Raw genomic sequence first — 20,514 nt, 5'->3', positions numbered from 1 at the left:
TTTTTGCTTGCCAGCCTGGAACAGGCTTTGCCAAGCTTGCACCCAAACCCGGCTTCGCCATAGCCGGTGTTATGGGTGGCCCGCATGGCGGCGCTTCTTGCCTCCCTGGATGGCACCATGCTGTTCGCTGCATTCGGCGCCTTCCGGCCACGCTTTCCGCAAACCATTCATAGGCAGTGCCATCAACCAGGCAACGCGACAAATAGGCTCCGTCAAGGGCGTGGCCTTTACCGTGCTGCTGTTGAGTGGCGCAAGTTTGCAACGTGTCGACTTCGATGCAGTCTATCTGTGCCATGCGAGCTTGACACTGTTAACCGCTGCCTTCTATTTACCCGTTAATACATTGCCCACCGTCACAGCGAGAAAGGCGTGACCCCGACTCACATCCAGAAACCACCATTTAAAAAATCTTGAGCATGCTGCCCCGAGGGATTCATAGACATAGTTCCAAATCACTTCCTTTGATACACCAGCAGTCCGTCGCAAGACAGCACATAGTCGAGGGTGGTGGAGAGCCAGGCATCGTCCGTAAAACAGGTTCAACATTAGCTCACAACGAATTGCGTTTTGCGGACCTTCCCTAGGGGGTATATGCTGCAATGCATTACTCCCTAACAATAGACCCATGCTCGTTGATTCTGATATTCACGATGAACACGCAAAGTAGCCGTTGGAGCCTGGGCGCCAAGCTGACTTTGGTGGGCGCACCGTTCCTGCTGATGGCACTGCTGTCAACGGCTGCGACGCTGTGGGTGTCGTGGCAGCTGGACGGCGGGGCTGCGGCCGTAAATGAAGCGGGCCGCATGCGCATGCAGGCATATCGCCTGGCCCTGGTGGTGGATAGACGCGAATCGAAAGAACTCGCACAACTGGTTCAAGAATTTGACACAAGCCTGGCGCTATTGCGCACTGGAGCGCCAGAGAGGCCGCTCTTTGTACCCTGGGACAAGGAGATACTTGCCCATTTTTCCACGATAGAACTGGATTGGAAGCGCTTTCAAAGCCAATGGCTGTCCCAGCCAGCCGCCTCCATGCCAGCCTTGCGTACGGACACGGTCCAATTTGCCGCCGATATCGACGTTTTTGTGGCCGGAATTGAAAGGCATTTGACGCGCTGGACGGCCATCTTGCATCTGCTGCAGATTGGAATTTTGGGCCTCGCGGTTGTGGGCTCGGCAGTATTGCTTTTTGTCGGCTATCTGCTGGTACTTGAACCCGTTCATCATCTGAAACAAGCGATACAAAAAATCCAAGCTGGCGATCTCAGCGCACGGGTCGAAGCGGTAACGTCCGACGAGTTTGGCACTTTGGCACAGGGCTTCAACGGTATGGCCGAACATCTGCAATCGATGTACCGGAACCTGGAACGTAAAGTGCAGGAGAAAACCGCTGAATTGGAGGAAAAACGAGAGCGGCTGGAATCTCTGTATGAAGTTACGGCATTGGTGGCGCGGGCAACATCTCTGGACGAGCTGGCACAAGACTTTGCGCAAAGCATCCGGCGCATCGCCCATGCGGATGGTGTGGCGGTACGCTGGTCCGACCAGGAAAACCAGCGCTTTCTGATGCTAGCCGCCAGCGGTTTGCCCGCCTCCATGATGAAGGATGAACAATGCCTGCAAGCCAGTGATTGTCACTGCGGCACGCCTATCTTCAATGGCAGGTTGCGCGTCATACCGATCAATGCCCAGCAACCGGCGGCGCTGAAACATTGCGCTGAGGCAGGGTTCAGTACCGTGATCAATGTGCCCATTCGCCTGCATGGCCGGTTAATGGGTGAAGTGGATCTGCTGTTCCACGCCAAAGTATCGCCATCCGAAGCCGAGCTGTCTCTACTGGAGGCACTGAACAGCCATTTGGCCAGTGCCATGGAAAATCTACGGCTCAATGCGAGTGGAAAAGAAGCCGCCATTTCAGAAGAACGCCACCTTATTGCCCGGGAGTTGCACGATTCGATCGCGCAGTCGCTGGCTTTTCTCAAGATCCAGGTGCAGCTCATGCGCGATGCCTTGCAATCGAATAGGGCGGAGGACGTGCAACTGGTGTTGGAAGAAATCGATACCGGCGTACGTGAGTGCTACGGCGATGTGCGCGAGCTGTTGATGCACTTCCGCACCCGGGCCAATGCCGAAGATATCGAACCTGCATTGGCGACCACCTTGCGCAAGTTCGAACACCAGACCGGCCTCAAGACCGAACTGGCGATGGCCGCCGGCCACGGCCTGCCGTTGACGCCCGATGTACAAATACAGGTGTTGCACATCGTGCAGGAAGCACTCTCCAACGTACGCAAACACGCACGCGCTTCCCAGGTGTGGCTGCAGGTGCAGCAACAACCTACCTGGCGATTTGAAGTTCGTGACAACGGTATCGGTTTTGTATCGGATGAACATCCGTTGAAGGAAATGCATGTGGGGATGCGCATCATGGTGGAGCGAGCACAGCGTATGGATGCTGTGCTGGAAACTATTTCAACTCCGCTGCACGGAACCTCTGTGATTCTGACGTTGCCAACGCCCAAGCTACCGGCCCCCACCCACACACCAGCCGCCCCCGGCATAGCGCTGGCTGCGCAAACTATCTCCATCCCATGAGCGATATCTCGGCTTTGCCTATCCGCGTTCTGATCGTGGACGACCATACATTGTTTCGCCGTGGTCTGGCCGCGCTGTTGTCACGGGATGCCCGTGTGCTGGTGGTCGGCGACGCGGGCGATGCCAGCGAGGCGCAGCGGCGTGCACAGGATTTGCAGCCTGATGTGATCCTGCTCGACAACCACCTGCCCGGCGTAAGTGGCGTGGACGCGCTGCCCGCCCTGCAGCAGGCCGCACAGCGCGCCCGCATCCTGATGCTGACCGTCAGCGAAGATGCGAACGACCTGGCCCACGCCCTGCGTGGCGGTGCGGCTGGCTATCTGCTGAAAACCACGGAGGGCGATGCGCTGATCAACGGCATTTGCCGGGCCATGCAAGGTGAAAGCGTGATCGCCCCGGAAATGACCAGCAAGCTGGTGGCGGCCTACCGCGGAGTGTCTGCGCCACCCGTGGCGCAAACCTCACTGTTGGACACGCTGTCGCCGCGTGAGCGCGACATTCTGCGCGCCATTGCACAAGGCGCCAGCAACAAGGAAATAGGCCGCGACCTGGGCATTGCCGAAACCACCGTCAAGATCCATGTGCAGCATGTACTGCGCAAACTGGATGTCAGTACGCGGGTCCATGCCGCCGTCATCGCCACGGAAAAAGGGCTGATTTAACCCCTTCCGCGCAACCCGCGGGTTGATCCAGCGCAAACCAAAATCAATTATCTGGCCGCTTAGTTCTACAGAACTACGCCCACCGCTGCCCGCCTAGTTCCTCAGGCGGAGGGGCGCCCATCCTTCAGAGGGATGCCGTTCCCGGACGGCCAAATCTACAGTCAAGTCAAGGTCCAGAAGGAGATTTGACATGACGAAAAAGGGGCAGGCGCTCTCGGTGCTGATGGTCAGCACGCTGGCGTTCACCGTGTGTTTTATGGTGTGGATGATGTTCGGCGTCATCGGCATTCCGATCAAGAAAGCGCTAGGTCTGAATGCCACGCAGTTTGGTCTGCTGATGGCAACGCCGGTGCTGACCGGTTCGCTGATCCGCGTGCCCCTGGGCATCTGGACCGACAAATTTGGGGGCCGCAACGTGATGGCCATCCTGATGGCCATCACGGTCCCGGCCATCTACCTCATGTCGTATGCCACCGCGTACTGGCACTTCCTCTGCATTGGCCTGTTCGTGGGCCTGGCGGGCGGATCGTTCTCGGTCGGCACGCCTTATGTGGCACGCTGGTTCCCCAAGCAGCAGCAGGGCTTTGCCATGGGCGTCTATGGCGCAGGCAATTCCGGCGCGGCAGTCAATAAGTTTGTCGCCCCAGCGCTGGTCGTGGCGTTCGGCTGGTCCATGGTGCCGCAGGTCTATGCCGCCATCATGTTGGGCACGGTGCTGCTGTTCTGGCTCCTCAGCTACAGCGATCCTGCGCACCTGGTGTCCAGCAACGTCACATTCAAGGAGCAGCTCAAGGCGCTGAAAGACCCGCGGGTACTGAAGTACTGCCAGTACTACAGCATTGTGTTTGGTGGCTATGTCGCCTTGTCGCTGTGGATGGTGCAGTACTACGTGGGCGAGTTCGGACTTGAGATCCGCAGCGCCGCTTTGCTGGCCGCCTGCTTCTCCCTGCCCGGCGGCGTGCTGCGCGCCGTGGGCGGCTGGATGTCCGACAAATGGGGAGCACACAGCGTAACCTGGTGGGTGCTGTGGGTCAGCTGGATCTGCCTGTTTTTGCTGAGCTATCCGCAAACCGATTTCACCATTGCTACCACCAGTGGCCCCAAGACCTTCCATCTGGGCTTGAACGTCTACGCCTTCACCGGGCTGATGTTTGTACTGGGTATCGCCTTCGCCTTCGGCAAGGCCAGCGTCTTCAAGTACATCAGTGACGACTACACCAGCAACATCGGCGCGATCAGCGGCATCGTCGGGCTGGCCGGCGGCCTGGGCGGCTTTGTGCTGCCGATCCTGTTTGGCGCGCTGATGGACCTGACCGGCATCCGCTCCAGCGCCTTCATGCTGATGTATGGCGTGGTCTGGGTCTCCCTCATCTGGATGTACTGGACCGAAGTGCGTCGCAGTGACGTCATGGGTCCCAAAGCGGCCACTCTCGGCCTGCAGACCTGATTACCGCTTCTCTGAAAGAAAACAATGGACACGAAAATTTCCTCCGCCGCCGACATTGGCGATTGGCGCCCGGAAGACGAGAAATTCTGGGACAGCACGGGCAAGAAGATCGCCTACCGCAACCTGTGGATTTCCATCCCTGCCCTGTTGTGCGGCTTTGCTGTGTGGGGTATGTGGGGCATCATCACGGTGCAGATGTTGAACCTGGGCTTTCCCTTCACCCAGGCGCAACTCTTCACATTGACGGCCATTGCCGGCATCTCGGGTGCAACCATGCGCATCCCCGCTTCCTTCTTGATCCGGCTGGCGGGCGGACGCAACACCATCTTCCTGACCACGTCCATGTTGCTGGCCCCAGCCATTGGTACTGGCATTGCGCTGCAGCACCCCGAGTGGCCGTTGTGGGTATTCCAGCTGATGGCCCTGTGGTCGGGCGTTGGCGGTGGCAACTTTGCCTCCAGCATGTCCAACATTTCCACCTTCTTTCCCAAGCGCCTGCAAGGCACGGCACTGGGCCTAAACGCCGGCCTGGGAAACTTCGGCGTGACCACCATGCAAATCGTCATCCCGCTGGTGATGACGGTCAGCCTGTTTGGCAGTTTCGGTGGCGCATCGGTGCCCTTGGTCAAGGACAGCGGCTGGATTTTCGGCAAGATCGCCGCGGGCACGCCCACCTGGATCCAGAACGCCGGTTTCGCCTGGGTACTGTCGCTGGTTCCGCTGGGTGCGCTGTGCTGGTGGGGCATGAACAACCTGAAGACGGTGACCCCGGCCTCCGGTGGTCCGCTGGTGGCCTTTGCCAAGATCACCTACCTGTACACGCTGGCCTTTGTGCCGTCGATCTTCATGCTGTACCTGTACCTGCCGGCCCCTACCGGCCTGGGCGTGCTCAATATGTGGGTGGCGATTCCACTGGATATCGTCGCTGCGCTGCTGGTGATGAAGCTGGCCGCCTTCGGCACGATGAAGGAAAACGTCGCCAAGCAGTTTGAAATCTTCCGCAACAAACACACCTGGGCCATGACGGCGCTGTATGTGGTCACCTTCGGCTCCTTCATCGGGTTCTCCATGGCCCTGCCACTGGCCATCACCGTGATTTTTGGCTTTCAGCACATTGCGGACGCGTCCGGCGTGATGACCCATGCGCTGAAGAACCCGAACGCGCCCTCGGCGCTGACCTATGCCTGGATTGGCCCCTTCATTGGTGCAGCTACCCGGCCCGTCGGTGGCTGGATCTCGGACAAGCTTGGAGGCTCCATCGTCACGCAATGGGTCTCGGTGGTGATGGTTGCAGCGTCAGCGGCTGTGGGCTACGTGATGATGTTGGCCTACCAGTCGGCCACGCCCGACCAGTACTTCTTCGCCTTCATGCTGCTGTTCGTGGTGCTGTTTGCCGCCACCGGCGTGGGCAACGGCTCCACGTTCCGTAGCGTGGGCTTCATCTTTGACCGCCAGCAAGCTGGCCCCGTGCTGGGCTGGACCTCGGCTGTGGCGGCCTACGGCGCCTTCATCGCTCCGGTGTTGATAGGACAGCAAATCAAAGCTGGCACGCCGCAGTTTGCCTTCTACGGATTTTCCGTGTTCTACGCACTGTGCCTGTTCGTGAACTGGTGGTTCTACCTGCGCGCAGGCGCGGAAATCAAGAATCCATGACACACCTATTGCTACATATTTAATAGCTTACTGCGCAGGTGATATATGCGCTAGAGGCCATTTTTACTCAATAACACAGCAGCTACACCGAGGTATCCCATGAGCCACTTTCTGGACCGACTCAGCTATTTTTCCCAGCCCCGGGAAACGTTCTCGGGCGACCACGGCGTCACCACCGGCGAGGACCGCACCTGGGAAGACGCCTACCGCAACCGCTGGGCCCACGACAAGATCGTACGCTCCACCCACGGCGTCAACTGCACCGGCTCCTGCTCGTGGAAGATCTACGTCAAGGGCGGCATCGTCACCTGGGAAACCCAGCAGACCGACTACCCCCGCACCCGCTGGGACATGCCCAACCACGAGCCGCGCGGCTGCGCACGTGGTGCGAGCTATAGCTGGTACCTGTACAGCGCCAACCGCGTGAAGTACCCCATGGTGCGCGGCCGGCTGCTCAAGAGCTGGCGTGAAGCACGGCTGGGCAACGACCCCGTGGCGGCCTGGGCCTCCATCGTGGAGGACGACGCCAAACGCACCGACTACCAGAAGATCCGCGGCCTGGGCGGCTTTGCCCGCTCCACGTGGGACGAGGTCAACGAAATCATCGCGGCGGCCAACGTCTACACCATCAAGAAACACGGGCCAGACCGCATCATCGGCTTCTCGCCCATCCCAGCCATGAGCATGGTCAGTTATGCCGCCGGCAGCCGGTACTTGAGCCTGATCGGCGGCGTGTGCATGAGTTTTTACGACTGGTACTGCGACCTGCCCCCGAGCAGTCCGCAGGTCTGGGGCGAGCAGACCGACGTGCCTGAATCTGCTGACTGGTTCAACTCCAGCTTCATCATCGCCTGGGGCTCCAACGTGCCGCAAACGCGCACGCCCGACGCGCACTTTTTTACCGAGGTGCGCTACAAGGGCACCAAGACCGTAGCCATCACGCCCGACTATTCCGAAGTAGCCAAACTGGCCGACATCTGGATGAACCCCAAGCAGGGCACCGACGCGGCCGTGGCCATGGCCATGGGCCACGTGATCCTGAAGGAGTTCTACTTCCCCGACAACGAAGAATGCCGGGCCGCCCCAAATTCTTCGAGCCCCCTTGGGGGGCAGCCGTCCGCAGGCGGCGTGGGGGCTCGTACCGAGCGCAGCGCTTACTTTGACGACTACGTCCGCCGCTACACCGACATGCCGATGCTGGTAATGCTCAAGGAACACACGCTCCCGAGCGGCGAGGTCATCACCGTGCCCGACCGCTACGTGCGCGCCTCGGACTTCAACGGCAAGATGGGCCAGGCCAACAACCCCGAGTGGAAGACGGTGGCCTTTGACGTGAGCGGCAAAGTGGTGCTGCCCAATGGTGCCATCGGCTTCCGTTGGGGTGCAGACGGCCGGGCCGATGAAGGGCAGTGGAACCTGCAGAACAAGGAAGCGCGCCACGGCAATGAGGTCAAGCTGAAACTCTCGGTGATGGAAGGTGACGCGCCGAGCACCGAGACAGCCCGCGTCGGCTTCCCCTACTTCGGCGGTATTCAGCACGAGAGCTTTCCCAACAACGTAGCCAAGGGCGGCAACGACAGCGCAGCTGGCGACGTGCTGGTGCGCACCGTGCCGGTGCAGCGTATCTCGCTGGGCAAGGCCGGAGAGGAACGCTCAGCCCTGGTGGCCACGGTGTTCGACTTGCAAGTGGCCAACTACGGCGTGGCCCGCGGCCTGGCCGGCGAGCTGGCCGCCACCAGCTTTGATGACGACACACCCTACACCCCCGCCTGGCAGGAAAAGATCACCGGCACGCCGCGCGCGCAGCTCATCACTGTGGCCCGGCAGTTTGCCGAAAACGCGCACAAGACCCATGGCAAGTCCATGGTCATCATCGGTGCGGCCATGAACCACTGGTACCACAGCGATATGAACTACCGTGGCGTCATCAACATGCTGATGATGTGCGGCTGCATAGGCCAAAGCGGCGGCGGCTGGGCTCACTACGTGGGCCAGGAAAAGCTGCGCCCGCAGACGGGCTGGACGGCACTGGCCTTTGCACTGGACTGGATACGCCCGCCCCGCCAGATGAACAGCACCAGCTTCTTCTATGCCCATACCGACCAGTGGCGCTACGAGAAGCTGGGTATGGAGGAAGTGCTGTCGCCTCTGGCCGACAAGCAGGCATTCGCCGGCAGCATGATTGACTACAACGTACGCGCCGAGCGTATGGGCTGGCTGCCCAGCGCGCCGCAGTTGCAGACCAACCCGCTGCAGGTGGTGCGCGACGCTGCTGCAGCCGGCCTGGACGCAAAGGACTACGCCGTCAAGGGCCTGAAGGACGGCTCGCTTAAGATGAGCTGCACCGACCCCGACCACCCGGACAACTGGCCGCGCAACATGTTCGTATGGCGCTCCAACATCCTGGGCTCGTCGGGCAAGGGGCACGAATACTTCCTCAAGCACCTGCTGGGCACCAGCAACGGCGTGCAAGGCAAAGACCTGGGCAAGGAAGAAGCCAAGCCCACCGAAGTCGTCTGGCACGACAAGGCGCCCGAAGGCAAGCTGGACCTACTGGTCACGCTGGACTTCCGCATGAGCACCACCTGTCTGTACAGCGACATCGTGCTGCCGACAGCCACCTGGTACGAGAAGAACGACCTCAACACCAGCGACATGCATCCCTTTATCCACCCCCTAAGCACCGCTGTGGACCCGGCCTGGCAGTCCCGCAGCGACTGGGACATCTACAAGGGCTTTGCCAAGAAGTTCAGCGAAGTCTGCGTCGGCCACCTGGGCGTGGAGCGCGAGCTGGTGCTGACGCCTCTGATGCACGACAGCCCGGCCGAACTGGCCCAGCCCTTTGGCGTAAGCGACTGGAAACAGGGCGACTGCGAGCTGATCCCCGGCAAAACCGCCCCCAACATGCAGGTGGTCGAGCGCGACTACCCCAACGTCTACAAACGCTTCACGGCTCTCGGTCCACTCATGGGCAAGCTGGGCAATGGCGGCAAGGGCATTGGCTGGAACACGCAGACCGAAGTGCGGCAACTGGGTGAATTGAGCGGCCTGGTCACCGCCGAGGGCGTGACGCGCGGCATGCCGAAGATCGAGACCGACATTGACGCAGCCGAAGTGGTGCTGATGCTGGCGCCTGAAACCAACGGCCACGTGGCCGTCAAGGCCTGGGAAGCATTGGGCAAGCAGACGGGTCTGGACCACACCCACCTGGCCATCCACCGCGAGGACGAGAAGATTCGCTTTCGCGACATCCAGGCGCAGCCGCGCAAGATCATCAGTTCGCCGACCTGGAGCGGCATCGAGAGCGAGACCGTTTCGTACAACGCCGGCTACACCAATGTGCACGAGATGATCCCATGGCGCACCCTGACCGGGCGCCAGCAGTTCTACATGGACCACCCATGGATGCAGGCCTTTGGCGAGGGCTTTTGCAGCTACCGCCCGCCGGTGGACTTGAAGACCACCGCCGGCATCCATGGCATCAAGCCCAACGGCAACAAGGAAATCGCACTCAACTTCATCACGCCACACCAGAAGTGGGGCATCCACAGCACCTACACCGACAACCTGCTGATGCTCACACTCAGCCGCGGCGGCCCCTGCGTCTGGATGAGCGAGGACGATGCCAAGTTGGCCGGCATCGTGGACAACGACTGGATCGAGCTGTTCAACATCAACGGCGCCATCGCGGCGCGGGCGGTGGTGAGCCAACGCGTCAAGCCCGGCATGGTGATGATGTACCACGCCCAGGAAAAGATCGTGAACACGCCCGGCTCCGAAATCACCGGTGTGCGCGGCGGCATTCACAACTCGGTGACCCGCATCGTGCTCAAGCCCACCCACATGATCGGCGGCTACGCACAGTTCAGCTACGGTTTCAACTACTACGGAACCATTGGCACCAATCGCGACGAGTTCGTGGTGGTACGCAAGATGGACAAGATTGACTGGTTGGACACACCGGTTGGGCAGGAACAGGTCCGCGCGACGCAGGCCGAGGGAGAGAACGCATGAGCCGTATTCAGGGAGCCGCGCCATGGCACTGAAACACCTGGCCCCCGGTGAACTCGCGCATGCTGGCCCCCTGGGCGAAGCGCTGCCCGACACACACACCTTCACGGTGGTGCGCACCGACAACCTGCAGATCTTCCGCCTGGTGCTGCGCGCCGGCGCGGATCTTGCCGAGCACGCGGTGCCCGGTGCCATGGTCTTCCAGTGCGTGGAAGGCGAGGTCATTTTCCGCGCACCGGGCTGCGAGTTGCGCATGCAGGCCGGAGACCTCACCCACGTGGCTGCCGGCGCGCCGCATTCCGTCCATGCCGTCACCGACATGTCGGCCCTGGTCACCGTCGTGGGCCACGCGCCGGTCAGTCCGCCCGTCCCCCTCAAGGAGAACAACACATGAAAATCCGCGCACAAATCGGCATGGTCCTCAATCTGGACAAGTGCATCGGCTGCCACACCTGCTCGGTTACCTGCAAGAACGTCTGGACCAGTCGGCCCGGCATGGAATACGCTTGGTTCAACAATGTAGAGACCAAGCCCGGCATCGGTTACCCCAAGGAATGGGAGAACCAGGACAAATGGAACGGCGGCTGGGTGCGCAAGGCCAACGGCAAGATCGAGCCGCGCCAAGGCGGCAAGTGGAAGCTCTTGATGAAGATCTTCGCCAACCCCAACCTGCCGGAGATTGACGACTACTACGAGCCCTTCACCTTCGACTACGGCCACCTACAGTCCGCCCCCGAGATGAAGGCCAGCCCCACGGCGCGCCCGCGCAGCCTGATCACCGGCAAGCAGATGGACAAGATCGTCTGGGGTCCGAATTGGGAAGAGATTCTGGGCGGTGAGTTCAAGGGCCGCAGCGCCGACAAGAACTTCGACGACATCCAGAAAGATATGTACGGCGAGTTCGAGAACACCTTCATGATGTACCTGCCGCGCTTATGCGAGCACTGCCTGAACCCGGCCTGCGTGGCATCGTGCCCCTCGGGCTCAATCTACAAGCGCGAGGAAGACGGCATTGTGCTGATCGATCAGGACAAATGCCGCGGCTGGCGAATGTGTGTCAGCGGCTGCCCGTACAAGAAGATCTATTACAACTGGAAAAGCGGCAAGGCCGAGAAGTGCATCTTCTGCTACCCGCGCATTGAGGCCGGCCAGCCCACCGTGTGCAGCGAGACCTGCGTGGGCCGCATCCGCTACCTGGGCGTATTGCTGTATGACGCCGACCGCATCCAGGAAGCCGCCAGCGTGGAGCATGACCGCGACCTGTACCAGGCGCAGTTGGACATCTTCCTGGACCCGAACGACCCCATGGTGATCGCCCAGGCCCGCGTTGACGGCATCCCCGACAAGTGGATGGAAGCCGCGCGCAACAGCCCGGTCTACAAGATGGCCGTCGAATGGAAGGTGGCCCTGCCGCTGCACCCCGAGTACCGCACTCTCCCCATGGTCTGGTATGTGCCGCCGCTCTCGCCCATCAGTGCAGCAGCCAATGCCGGGCACCTGGGGCAGAACGGGCAGATTCCGGACGTTAACCAGCTGCGCATCCCGGTCAAGTACCTGGCCAACCTGCTGACCGCCGGCGACACCGTGCCAGTGATCCGCTCGCTGGAACGCATGCTGGCCATGCGTGCCTTCCAGCGTGCCAAGCATGTGGACGGCGTGGTCGACGACGCGGTGCTGGAGCAAGTGGGCATCACCCGCGCCATGGTGGAGGAGATGTACCACGTGATGGCGATTGCCAACTACGAGGACCGCTTCGTCATCCCGACCACGCACCGTGAATATGCCGAGAACACCTTCAATGTGCGCGGGGGCTGCGGCTTCTCGTTTGGCAACGGGTGCTCGGAGGGAACCAGCGAAGTCAGCCTCTTTGGCAGCGACAAGAAAAGAACCATCCCTATCAAGGCGGAGATCTGACATGACCACCCACAAGCAAACCGCCAACGATCTGTCCATGACCCTGCGCGTACTCGCGCGCCTGCTGCAGTACCCCGACGCAGGCATTCGCTCCCACCTGCAGGAAATGCGCGCCGCACTGCATAGCGCGCACACCGTTGGCCGCGAACGGCTGGCCGAACTGGACGCACTGATCGACAGCCAGTTGGCCCAAAGCGCCATCGACGCCGAGGCCGACTACGTGCAGTTGTTCGACTGCGGCCGCGCCACCTCGCTGCATTTGTTCGAGCATGTGCATGGCGACTCGCGCGAGCGCGGCCCGGCCATGATCGATCTGGCCAAAACCTACGAGGCCGCAGGCCTGTTCCTGGCCGAGGGCGAACTGCCCGACTACCTACCGGTGCTGCTGGAATACGCCTCCACCCAGCCGCCAGCGCAAGTCCGCGCGCTGCTATCGGAAGTGGCGCACATCCTCAATGCCATCTTCAACGCGCTGGAAAAGCGCGAGAGCCGGCATGCCAGCGTGCTGGGCGCGTTACTGGAGATAGCGGGTGAGGCAGCCCGCTCCATCACCATCACACCCGACGAGCCGCTGGACGTGGCCTGGGCCGAGCCCGCCGCGTTTGACGGCTGCTCGACACAGGGCCAGGCCAAGCCGGGCGACCCGCAACCAATCCACATCGTCCGCCGGAACAGCCCGGCACAAGGAGCATCGATATGAGCGGCCTCTATGGTTTCCTGTTCCAGGTTTACCCCTATGTCTGCTTCACAGTATTCCTGGTCGGCAGCCTTATCCGCTTTGACCACGGCCAGTACGGCTGGAAGAGCGACTCCTCGCAGATGCTGCGCACCGGCACGCTGCGTTGGGGCAGCAACCTGTTCCATGGCGGTGTGCTGTTTTTGTTCTTCGGCCATATGGTGGGCCTGTTCACGCCACACGCCGTGTATGGCGTCTTCATGAGCGCCGCCAGCAAGCAGTTGATGGCGGTGGTTGCCGGCGGCATTGCGGGCACACTGTGCTTCATCGGACTCACGCTGCTTTTGTACCGGCGCATCTTTGACCCGCGCATCCGCTACACCAGCCACCCCACCGACATCGCCGTGCTGGTGATCCTGTGGGTGCAACTGACCGTAGGCCTGATCACCCTGCCCTTTTCGCTGCAGCATTCCGACGGCAGTGTGATGCTGATCCTGGCCGACTGGGCCCAACGCATCGTCACTCTGCGACCGGTGGATGCGACGGCCCTGGCCGCACTGCCCTGGCCCTATCTGTTTCACATCGTCTTTGGCATGACCATCTTCCTGCTGTTTCCATTCAGCCGGCTGGTTCACGTGTGGAGCGGCTTTGCCTCGATCTTCTATGTATTGCGGCCCTATCAGGTGTCGCGCGCCAGACGCCTTAACCTGCCGCAAGACCACAACCTGCCGCCCCAACGCGACCGGCCCTGAACGCGGCACGCAGCGCAACATACAACACAAGGAATCACCATGGACAACGGATGTGGATCAGGCTCCTGCGGCTGCAAGAGCGGCGGCGCAGCAACAGCTCTCAGTGTGAAGCCACAGGCCGGCGGCTATGACGCCGCGCTGGTCAACTCGCTGACGGCCCCTCCGCCCGTGCCGCTGGAGCCCCGTACCGGCGGGCCGGGCCCAATAGCCAGCATAGCCAGCGTCAACGGCGTGCCGCTCCACCTGGCGGACGAATACCCCAACGAAGAAAGCCTGCGCCAGATGGCCTGCAGCGAGCTGCTGCGCCAGGCCGCGCAATCAGCCGGACTGCTGGCCGCAGACGACCTGCCCCTGACGGGCGGCGTGCAAAGCGAAGCTGCCACGGAAGCGATCGAGGCGCTGCTCGAGCGCGAACTGAAGGTGCCTGAACCCTCTGACGAGGCCTGCGCCCGTTACTACGCCGCGCATGCGGCCCGCTACCGCACCGACGAGCAAGTCCACGCCCGCCACATCCTATTTGCGGTGACGCCGGGCGTGGACGTGGTGGCACTACGCAACCGCGCCGAGGGCGTGATGCTACAAGTCCGCTGCCATGACCGCGATGATGCGAAGGCGGCAGCGGCCTTTGCAGCCGCGGCCTCGCAATGGTCCAACTGCCCCAGCTCCGCCGAAGGCGGCGAGTTGGGCTGGCTAGGCCCGCAAGACTGCGCGCCAGAGTTTGGCCGTGAACTGTTCGGCCTGAATGACATGGGCGTGTTGCCCCGCCTGGTGCACAGCCGCTTCGGCTTTCATGTGGTGGAGGTGCTGGCGCGCAAGAGCGGCACGCCACGAGCCTTTGAGACCGTGCGCGAGGCCGTGCGCCTGGCCTTGAAGCAGCAGACCTGGGCGACGGCCCTGCGCCAATACCTCACCATCCTGGCTGGGCAAGCGAGCCTCGTAGGCGTGGCGCTGGAAGCCAGCGACTCGCCGCTGGTGCAATAACGCGGCCATAGTCTCGCCTTCCGCCAGCGCCATGCCAGCCAACCTGCAAGATGATCGGCCAGACGACCTGCTGATGCGCCTGCGGCGCTTTCACGACCATACCTTTCCCGGTGCGCAAGCGCAGTTCCAGAGCCTGGTGCGCGACGGCCAGCACCCGACCATCCTGTTCATCGGTTGCTCCGACTCACGGCTGCTGCCCTACCTGCTGACGGGTGCGGGACCGGGCGAGCTGTTCATCGTGCGCAATGTCGGCGCCTTTGTACCGCCCTACGACGGCTATGTCGATGACCCGATGAACGGCTCGCGGGACACCGCACGCCGCTGGGTCGGCTACCACGGCACCTCTGCCGCTATAGAGTTTGCGGTACTCAACCTCAAAGTCTCGCGTATCGTGGTCTGCGGCCACAGCCATTGCGGCGCCGTCCGCGCGGCCTATGAGGGCGTGCCGGATGAAGCCGTCAACCTCAAGGCCTGGTTGAGCCTAGCCGCCGAGGCCCTGCTGCCGGTACAGCCCGGCCCCGAAGCCCTGCGCCGCACCGAGCAACGTGCCGTAGTGCTGCAACTGGAGCGTCTCATGGACTACCCCATGGTGCGCGAACGGGTCGAGGCGCGGGCCCTGGCGCTGCACGGCTGGCACTACGTCATTGAAGACGGTGAAGTTCACGTATTTGATGTCCAGACCGGCCAGTTCGTCCCGGCATCCACGGCCTCACACAGCGGGGATGGGCCGTACAGAGAGCATTTAACCGAACCGGTTTTCAATGAGATAGACGATGCCTACAGCCCGCACTGATACCACCCGCTGGACCAGTGACCTCCTAGCCCTTATCTGAAAGAGAGCAACCCATGGATATTTCCTGTTTTGACGACTTGCTGCAGGCCGCGCGGGCACAGCCGCTACCACAACGCCTGCTGCTGGTGTTTGCGAATGCCGACCTGCCTGAAGACAGCACGCCAGCGCAGCGCGAACGCTTCCTGGCGGGCCAGGGCGGCGCGCTGGTGCCAGTGATGTGCGTGGACAAGACACCCGACGAACTGCACAGCTTCGCCGATCTGGTGAAAGAGTCGGTGCAAATGGCGTCGGCGTGGAGCATGGTGTTTGCAAGCAGCCTGTCTGGGACACAGGGGATACCGCCCGGCAGCACAGTCACGGAGCAGGCTCTTGAGCGTATGGTGGCGTCCATCAAGGCGGGCCAACTGGCAGCCATGGTTCCCTTTGATCGCCAAGGCCAGGCGGTGTCCCTGGGCTGCTGACGGCTCCGCCATGGTGGACGCCATCCAAATCCGAGAGCCCAAGCCGGCCGCCATCGACCCCGGTCTGGCGTTGTGGCGCATGGGTTTTCGGCCGTTCTATTTGCTGGCCAGTGTGTTCGCTGCACTGTCCATCGCCTTGTGGGCCCTGCAATACGCGGGCTGGCTAGGCCGGCCTTATCTGCAGGGTCCTCTGTGGCATGCGCACGAGATGCTGTTCGGCTTCACACTGGCCGTGGTGGTGGGCTTTCTCTTCACCGCCGGGCGCAACTGGTCGAACCATCCCACACCAACGGGTCTGCCGCTGGCGGCACTGGCCGGACTGTGGGTGGCTGCGCGCGTGCTGGTGCTCACCCCGTTCGGCTGGGCGGCGGCCGTTGCCAATACCGCGTTTCCGCTGGCCGCGGCCATTGCGCTGGCGATTCCTTTCCTCGCCGCGCGCAACCGGCGCAATTATTTCTTCATCGGCCTGTTGGTGCTGCTGTCAGCAGCGGCGCTGATGGTGCACCTGGTGCTGCTCGGGATGCTGGCGCTACCGGGCTGGCTGGGTATCCAGATCGGGCTGGATGTGGTGCTGTTCATCATGGTGGTGATGGGCGGGCGCGTCATTCCCATGTTCACCAACAACGGCATTCCGAGGGCCAAGGCGGTGCGCCACCCGGCCGTGGAAAAGCTGGCCCTGGGCTTGGTGTTGCTCATCCTGGTGGCCGACCTACTGCCCTGGCATGGCGTCGCACTGGCCGGCTTGCTAGGCGCGGCCGCCGTCGCCCATCTGGTGCGCTGGTGGTTGTGGCAGCCATGGACCACCTGGCGCACGCCGCTGGTCTGGGTGCTACATGCGGCCTATCTGTGGATCGTGCTGCACCTGGGCTTGCGTGCCTTGTCCATACCCGGCTGGGTGACAGCATCGGCCGCCACGCATGCACTGACGGTGGGCGCCATCGGCGGTCTGGTCATCGGCATGGTGACACGCACGGCGCTGGGCCATACCGGCAGGCCGCTGCGCGCGGGCCGCATGGAGATGATCAGCTACGGCTGTGTGCTGGCCGCGGCGCTAGTGCGGGTGTTCGTACCGCTGGCGGTGCCAGCAGCCGCCGTACCCGCCGTGCTGTGTTCCGGCCTGCTGTGGTCGCTCGGCTTTGCCGTGTATGCCGTGGCCTACTGGCCGGTGCTGACCCGGCCCCGCCTGGATGGCCGGCCCGGTTGAAGCGACCATGGACTACCTAGCACTCAAGACCATCCACCAGACCGCCGTGGCCTTGTCGGTTGCGGGCTTTTTCACCCGCGGCCTGGGCGCGCTGTCCGGCGCTGCCTGGGTGCGCGGCCGGATCGCCCAGAGCCTGCCGCATGCCGTGGATTCGGTTCTACTGCTGTCGGCGCTGAGCCTGGCGTGGACATTGCGGCTCAACCCGTTCCTGACGCCCTGGCTGCTGGCCAAAATCGCCGGTTTACTGGTCTATATAACACTGGGCATGGTGGCGTTACAGCCCCACCATTCCCGGCCAGTGCGTGCAATAGCCTTTCTGGGCGCGCTGACCAGCGTGGGCTACATCGTGGCGGTAGCCATCAGCAAAAGTCCATGGGGGCTGTTTAGACTTTAATTGCCCAGAACAATCCAGTTATTCCGTGCAATTAAGGTCGTGAACAGGGACCTAGCATTCATGCGGGTTTGCAGCGTTACGATTTAACAACGGCCATAGTTAAAGTCGTAAACAAAATTTCTCGATCTCGACTCGCCACTTTTTCGAGCTGCCATCGATCACGTGTTGATCGAACTGCTTTACCTGACCCTACGTGACATCAGCCTTAAATTACAGGTCTGCAATATATTGCTCTATGGTCTTACCAAGCTGGGCCGGCCATTCACAGCCTCTATGGCTAGCCTCGTTTTGAGCCGACCGTCCTTGATTTAGGACTCCAAAACAACAAAGTGGATCGTATACCACACCATTTGCCAATGGAATATTAAGAATCATTTCATGTCAGCTTGCTTGCGGTAAAGTATTTACCCTACTAAACACCTGTTGCAAAGTGCTACAGATGCCAAACACTGGGGCACATCGCTTGCATCCCAGCTCAGCAACTTTCATTCGCCAAGATAGACTCGATGCGCGTCGCAGCTGTTGATGACGATCCTGCCCAACTTGACCTTATCCACGCGGTGGTGGCTGCGATGGGCCACGACTGTCACGTCTTCGCCCAGGGTGAGGACTTTTTGCATGCGGTAGAGCGAGAAACCTTTGACCTTCTGATCATCGACTGGGAGCTGCCAGACATCGAAGGCACAGCGATTGTGCACAAGGTACGGACACATTTAACGTCGGCAATACCGATTTTGATGCTAACCAATCGCAGCGACGAACGCGATATCGTGACCGGACTGCAGTGCGGTGCCGACGACTACATTGTCAAATCCAAGCGCGTGGTGGAACTGCGTGCACGCATTGCTGCCCTGCTGCGCCGTGGCGGCCATATCCGCGCCACCGAAGAACTTAACTTTGACCGTTACCGCTTCCATACGACCCAACGGAACGTATATCTGGACGGCATCGCGGTGGTGTTGAAACACAAGGAATTCGACCTGGCGCTAACCATGTTTACCCACCTGGGCCAACTAGTGTCGCGCGGTTACCTAATCGAAGCGCTGTGGGGTAAGGGTGCCGATGTCACTTCCCGGTCACTCGACGTCTACTTTTCCCATGTCCGTAGCAAGCTGGCGTTACGAGCCGAAAACGGCTACCGGCTGACTTCTGTCTACAACCATGGCTACCGGCTGGAAAAAGTCCAGTCAACCACGCCAGACTATGGACCTACCGCGTTTCAACAATCCGAATGATCGCCCGATTTTTATCCCAGATTCTTTGCCACACACCTTGGATTCTTGCCCCGATTCTTCTGGGTTCCAGCGCTGCCGCTTTTTCGCAAAATATCGACTACACCTTGCAACCGGGTGAAAACCTGTATGTGGTAGCCCAGCGCTATCTCTACAAACCAGAGCAGTGGAAGCTGCTGCAACAATTGAACAAGGTGCACGACCCCTTACATCTGCGGCCGGGCACCGTACTGACAATCCCCGTACATCTATTGCGCCCCCAGCCGGCGAATGTACAAGTAGTGCATGTAGTCGGTGACGCCAGCGCTTCAACACCAGGTCAGCCCAAAGACCAAGCGCTGGTCATGGGCCAATATCTGCCACAGGGCAGCCAGTTGACGATCGGTGACAAGGGCTTCGTGACGCTGCGCCTGGCCGATGGTTCGACAATTCGGCTGCCAGCCAATACCCGTATTCAGCTGAATGAAATGCTCTATGCGCCGGCGTCTAAGGACATTCGATCGACGATCCAACTGGACCACGGCCGCGTGGAATCGAAGGTAACGCCATTGCCCTCAGCCAACAGCCGATTTGAGATCCGTACACCCCATGCCGTGGGTGGCGTGCGGGGCACCCGCTTCGGCGTGGCCCTGGATGACAAAGGCGCATTTATCAACGATGTGACCGAAGGCGCGGTACTGGTCCGCTCGGCTCAGTCTCCTGCGGTGCAAGCAATGGTGCATGCAGGTGAAGGTACCCGCTTAGGCACGGCAGATACCCAAGTCATCGTGGCGCCGCTGCTACCCGCACCTGATCTGTCGCAGTTGCCTGCCATCGCGGAAGATATTTCGTTTGTGGAGTTCGCCCTCCCCGCTCTCGGCGCCGCCTCGGCATACCAAGTACGGATCGCTACCGACACCGCGCTGGACCAGGTAATTCGGTTTGGTCAATTTACCCAGACGGACGTGCGCTTTGAAGGCCTGGACGATGGCACTTACCAATTGGCAGTGCGCCCGGTCGATGGACGAGGTGTCCTTGGCGTAGAGGCAAGTCGCTCTATACAGGTCAAGGCGCGCCCCGAGGCACCATTCCTGCGCCAACCGCAGCAGGGTAGCCAGTGGTTTTCGTCCAGCATCGAAATGCTGTGTACCGAAAACACCGGAATCACAGCCTACGATTTGCAAGTGGCACGCGATGCGGCATTCCGCAATCTGGTCGAAGATTTACACGACTTGCCCCAGTGTCGCCAGTTTGTAAGTGATCTCGTCCCCGGCACGTATTTCTGGCGTGTCGCATCGGTAAAAAACACTTCAGACGGCATACGCGACCGCGGGCCGTTCAGCAAACCGGTCAGCTTCAGGGTAGAAGCCCTGCCGCCCACACCGCAGGCACCTCGCGTGGCAGCCGACGGCCCTACAGCACTATCGATACATTGGGGTACGGCAATGACGGACGGCGTACGCTTTCATATACAGATCGCGCACGACTCCAACTTTGCCAACATACTGGACGACAGCGTGGTGGAAACATCCAATTTCAGCCATCCGCTGCCGCCGGCCGGCGTGTATTACGTCCGGGTGCAGCAACTGGACCGCGAGGGTCATGCCAGTGCATTTACCTCCACCCAGTCCTTCACCGTACCGGCACGCCTGATGACGTCAGGTAGCCAATCGGTGCTCAGCTCCGATGGAAATCCGGTGCGTCCAGGCAGTCATTAATGACCCAGCCACGCAGACAGGCAGCGTCGTATCTTGTTTAAAT

The 20,514-nt window shown here is 61.1% G+C and carries 16 protein-coding genes; all 16 read left to right on the top strand.

The window, feature by feature from the left end; translation table 11 throughout:
• The first annotated feature begins 698 nt into the window (after positions 1 to 698).
• The 16 genes from AC07R0_RS20915 (at position 699) to AC07R0_RS20840 (ending at position 20,471) form a co-directional block, all read left to right on the top strand.
• Positions 699 to 2,594 (top strand): type IV pili methyl-accepting chemotaxis transducer N-terminal domain-containing protein, encoded by a 1,896-nt coding sequence (locus AC07R0_RS20915; RefSeq protein WP_495106289.1) that lies wholly within the window; start codon positions 699 to 701, stop codon positions 2,592 to 2,594.
• Positions 2,591 to 3,256 (top strand): response regulator, encoded by a 666-nt coding sequence (locus tag AC07R0_RS20910; protein ID WP_495106288.1) that lies wholly within the window; start codon positions 2,591 to 2,593, stop codon positions 3,254 to 3,256. The genes AC07R0_RS20915 and AC07R0_RS20910 overlap by 4 nt, the downstream gene beginning before the upstream one ends.
• A 190-nt stretch (positions 3,257 to 3,446) precedes the next feature.
• On the top strand, positions 3,447 to 4,703 hold the full coding sequence (locus AC07R0_RS20905; protein ID WP_495106287.1) for an MFS transporter: 1,257 nt from the start codon (positions 3,447 to 3,449) through the stop codon (positions 4,701 to 4,703).
• 24 nt (positions 4,704 to 4,727) lie between these two features.
• Positions 4,728 to 6,356 (top strand): MFS transporter, encoded by a 1,629-nt coding sequence (locus tag AC07R0_RS20900; RefSeq protein WP_495106286.1) that lies wholly within the window; start codon positions 4,728 to 4,730, stop codon positions 6,354 to 6,356.
• Positions 6,357 to 6,455: 99 nt separating this feature from the next.
• Positions 6,456 to 10,370, top strand: a complete 3,915-nt coding sequence (locus tag AC07R0_RS20895) for a nitrate reductase subunit alpha (protein WP_495106285.1) — start codon at positions 6,456 to 6,458, stop codon at positions 10,368 to 10,370.
• Between the two features lie 22 nt (positions 10,371 to 10,392).
• Entirely contained in the window at positions 10,393 to 10,761 is a 369-nt protein-coding gene (locus tag AC07R0_RS20890) for a cupin domain-containing protein (RefSeq protein WP_495106284.1), read from the top strand.
• Positions 10,758 to 12,281 carry a nitrate reductase subunit beta gene (gene narH / locus AC07R0_RS20885; protein WP_495106283.1) on the top strand — a complete coding sequence of 508 codons (1,524 nt, stop codon included), beginning with the start codon at positions 10,758 to 10,760 and terminating at the stop codon, positions 12,279 to 12,281. The genes AC07R0_RS20890 and narH overlap by 4 nt, the downstream gene beginning before the upstream one ends.
• A gap of 1 nt (position 12,282) precedes the next feature.
• Positions 12,283 to 12,981, top strand: coding sequence for a nitrate reductase molybdenum cofactor assembly chaperone (gene narJ, locus AC07R0_RS20880; protein WP_495106282.1), 699 nt, complete (start codon positions 12,283 to 12,285; stop codon positions 12,979 to 12,981).
• Positions 12,978 to 13,709 carry a respiratory nitrate reductase subunit gamma gene (gene narI / locus AC07R0_RS20875; protein ID WP_495097820.1) on the top strand — a complete coding sequence of 244 codons (732 nt, stop codon included), beginning with the start codon at positions 12,978 to 12,980 and terminating at the stop codon, positions 13,707 to 13,709. Before narJ ends, narI begins: the two co-directional genes overlap by 4 nt.
• 39 nt (positions 13,710 to 13,748) lie before the next feature.
• A complete protein-coding gene (locus tag AC07R0_RS20870) occupies positions 13,749 to 14,690 on the top strand; it encodes a peptidylprolyl isomerase (protein WP_495106281.1) in 942 nt (313 codons plus the stop codon).
• Positions 14,691 to 14,721: 31 nt separating this feature from the next.
• A complete protein-coding gene (locus AC07R0_RS20865; protein ID WP_495106280.1) occupies positions 14,722 to 15,483 on the top strand; it encodes a carbonic anhydrase in 762 nt (253 codons plus the stop codon).
• Positions 15,484 to 15,536: 53 nt separating this feature from the next.
• Entirely contained in the window at positions 15,537 to 15,944 is a 408-nt protein-coding gene (locus AC07R0_RS20860) for a ribonucleotide reductase subunit alpha (RefSeq protein ID WP_495106279.1), read from the top strand.
• A 10-nt stretch (positions 15,945 to 15,954) separates the two neighbouring features.
• Positions 15,955 to 17,148 carry an NnrS family protein gene (locus tag AC07R0_RS20855; protein WP_495106278.1) on the top strand — a complete coding sequence of 398 codons (1,194 nt, stop codon included), beginning with the start codon at positions 15,955 to 15,957 and terminating at the stop codon, positions 17,146 to 17,148.
• A gap of 7 nt (positions 17,149 to 17,155) precedes the next feature.
• Positions 17,156 to 17,542: a SirB2 family protein gene (locus tag AC07R0_RS20850; RefSeq protein ID WP_495106277.1), complete on the top strand. Its 387-nt coding sequence runs from the start codon at positions 17,156 to 17,158 to the stop codon at positions 17,540 to 17,542.
• A gap of 506 nt (positions 17,543 to 18,048) precedes the next feature.
• A complete protein-coding gene (locus AC07R0_RS20845) occupies positions 18,049 to 18,777 on the top strand; it encodes a response regulator transcription factor (protein ID WP_495106276.1) in 729 nt (242 codons plus the stop codon).
• A 104-nt stretch (positions 18,778 to 18,881) separates the two neighbouring features.
• Positions 18,882 to 20,471: a FecR domain-containing protein gene (locus tag AC07R0_RS20840; protein WP_495106275.1), complete on the top strand. Its 1,590-nt coding sequence runs from the start codon at positions 18,882 to 18,884 to the stop codon at positions 20,469 to 20,471.
• Positions 20,472 to 20,514 lie beyond the last annotated feature (43 nt).

Source organism: Rhodoferax sp. GW821-FHT07F03 (assembly GCF_059418745.1).
Note: the sequence above shows the minus strand (reverse complement) of the source record. Positions and strands in the feature narration are given on the sequence as shown.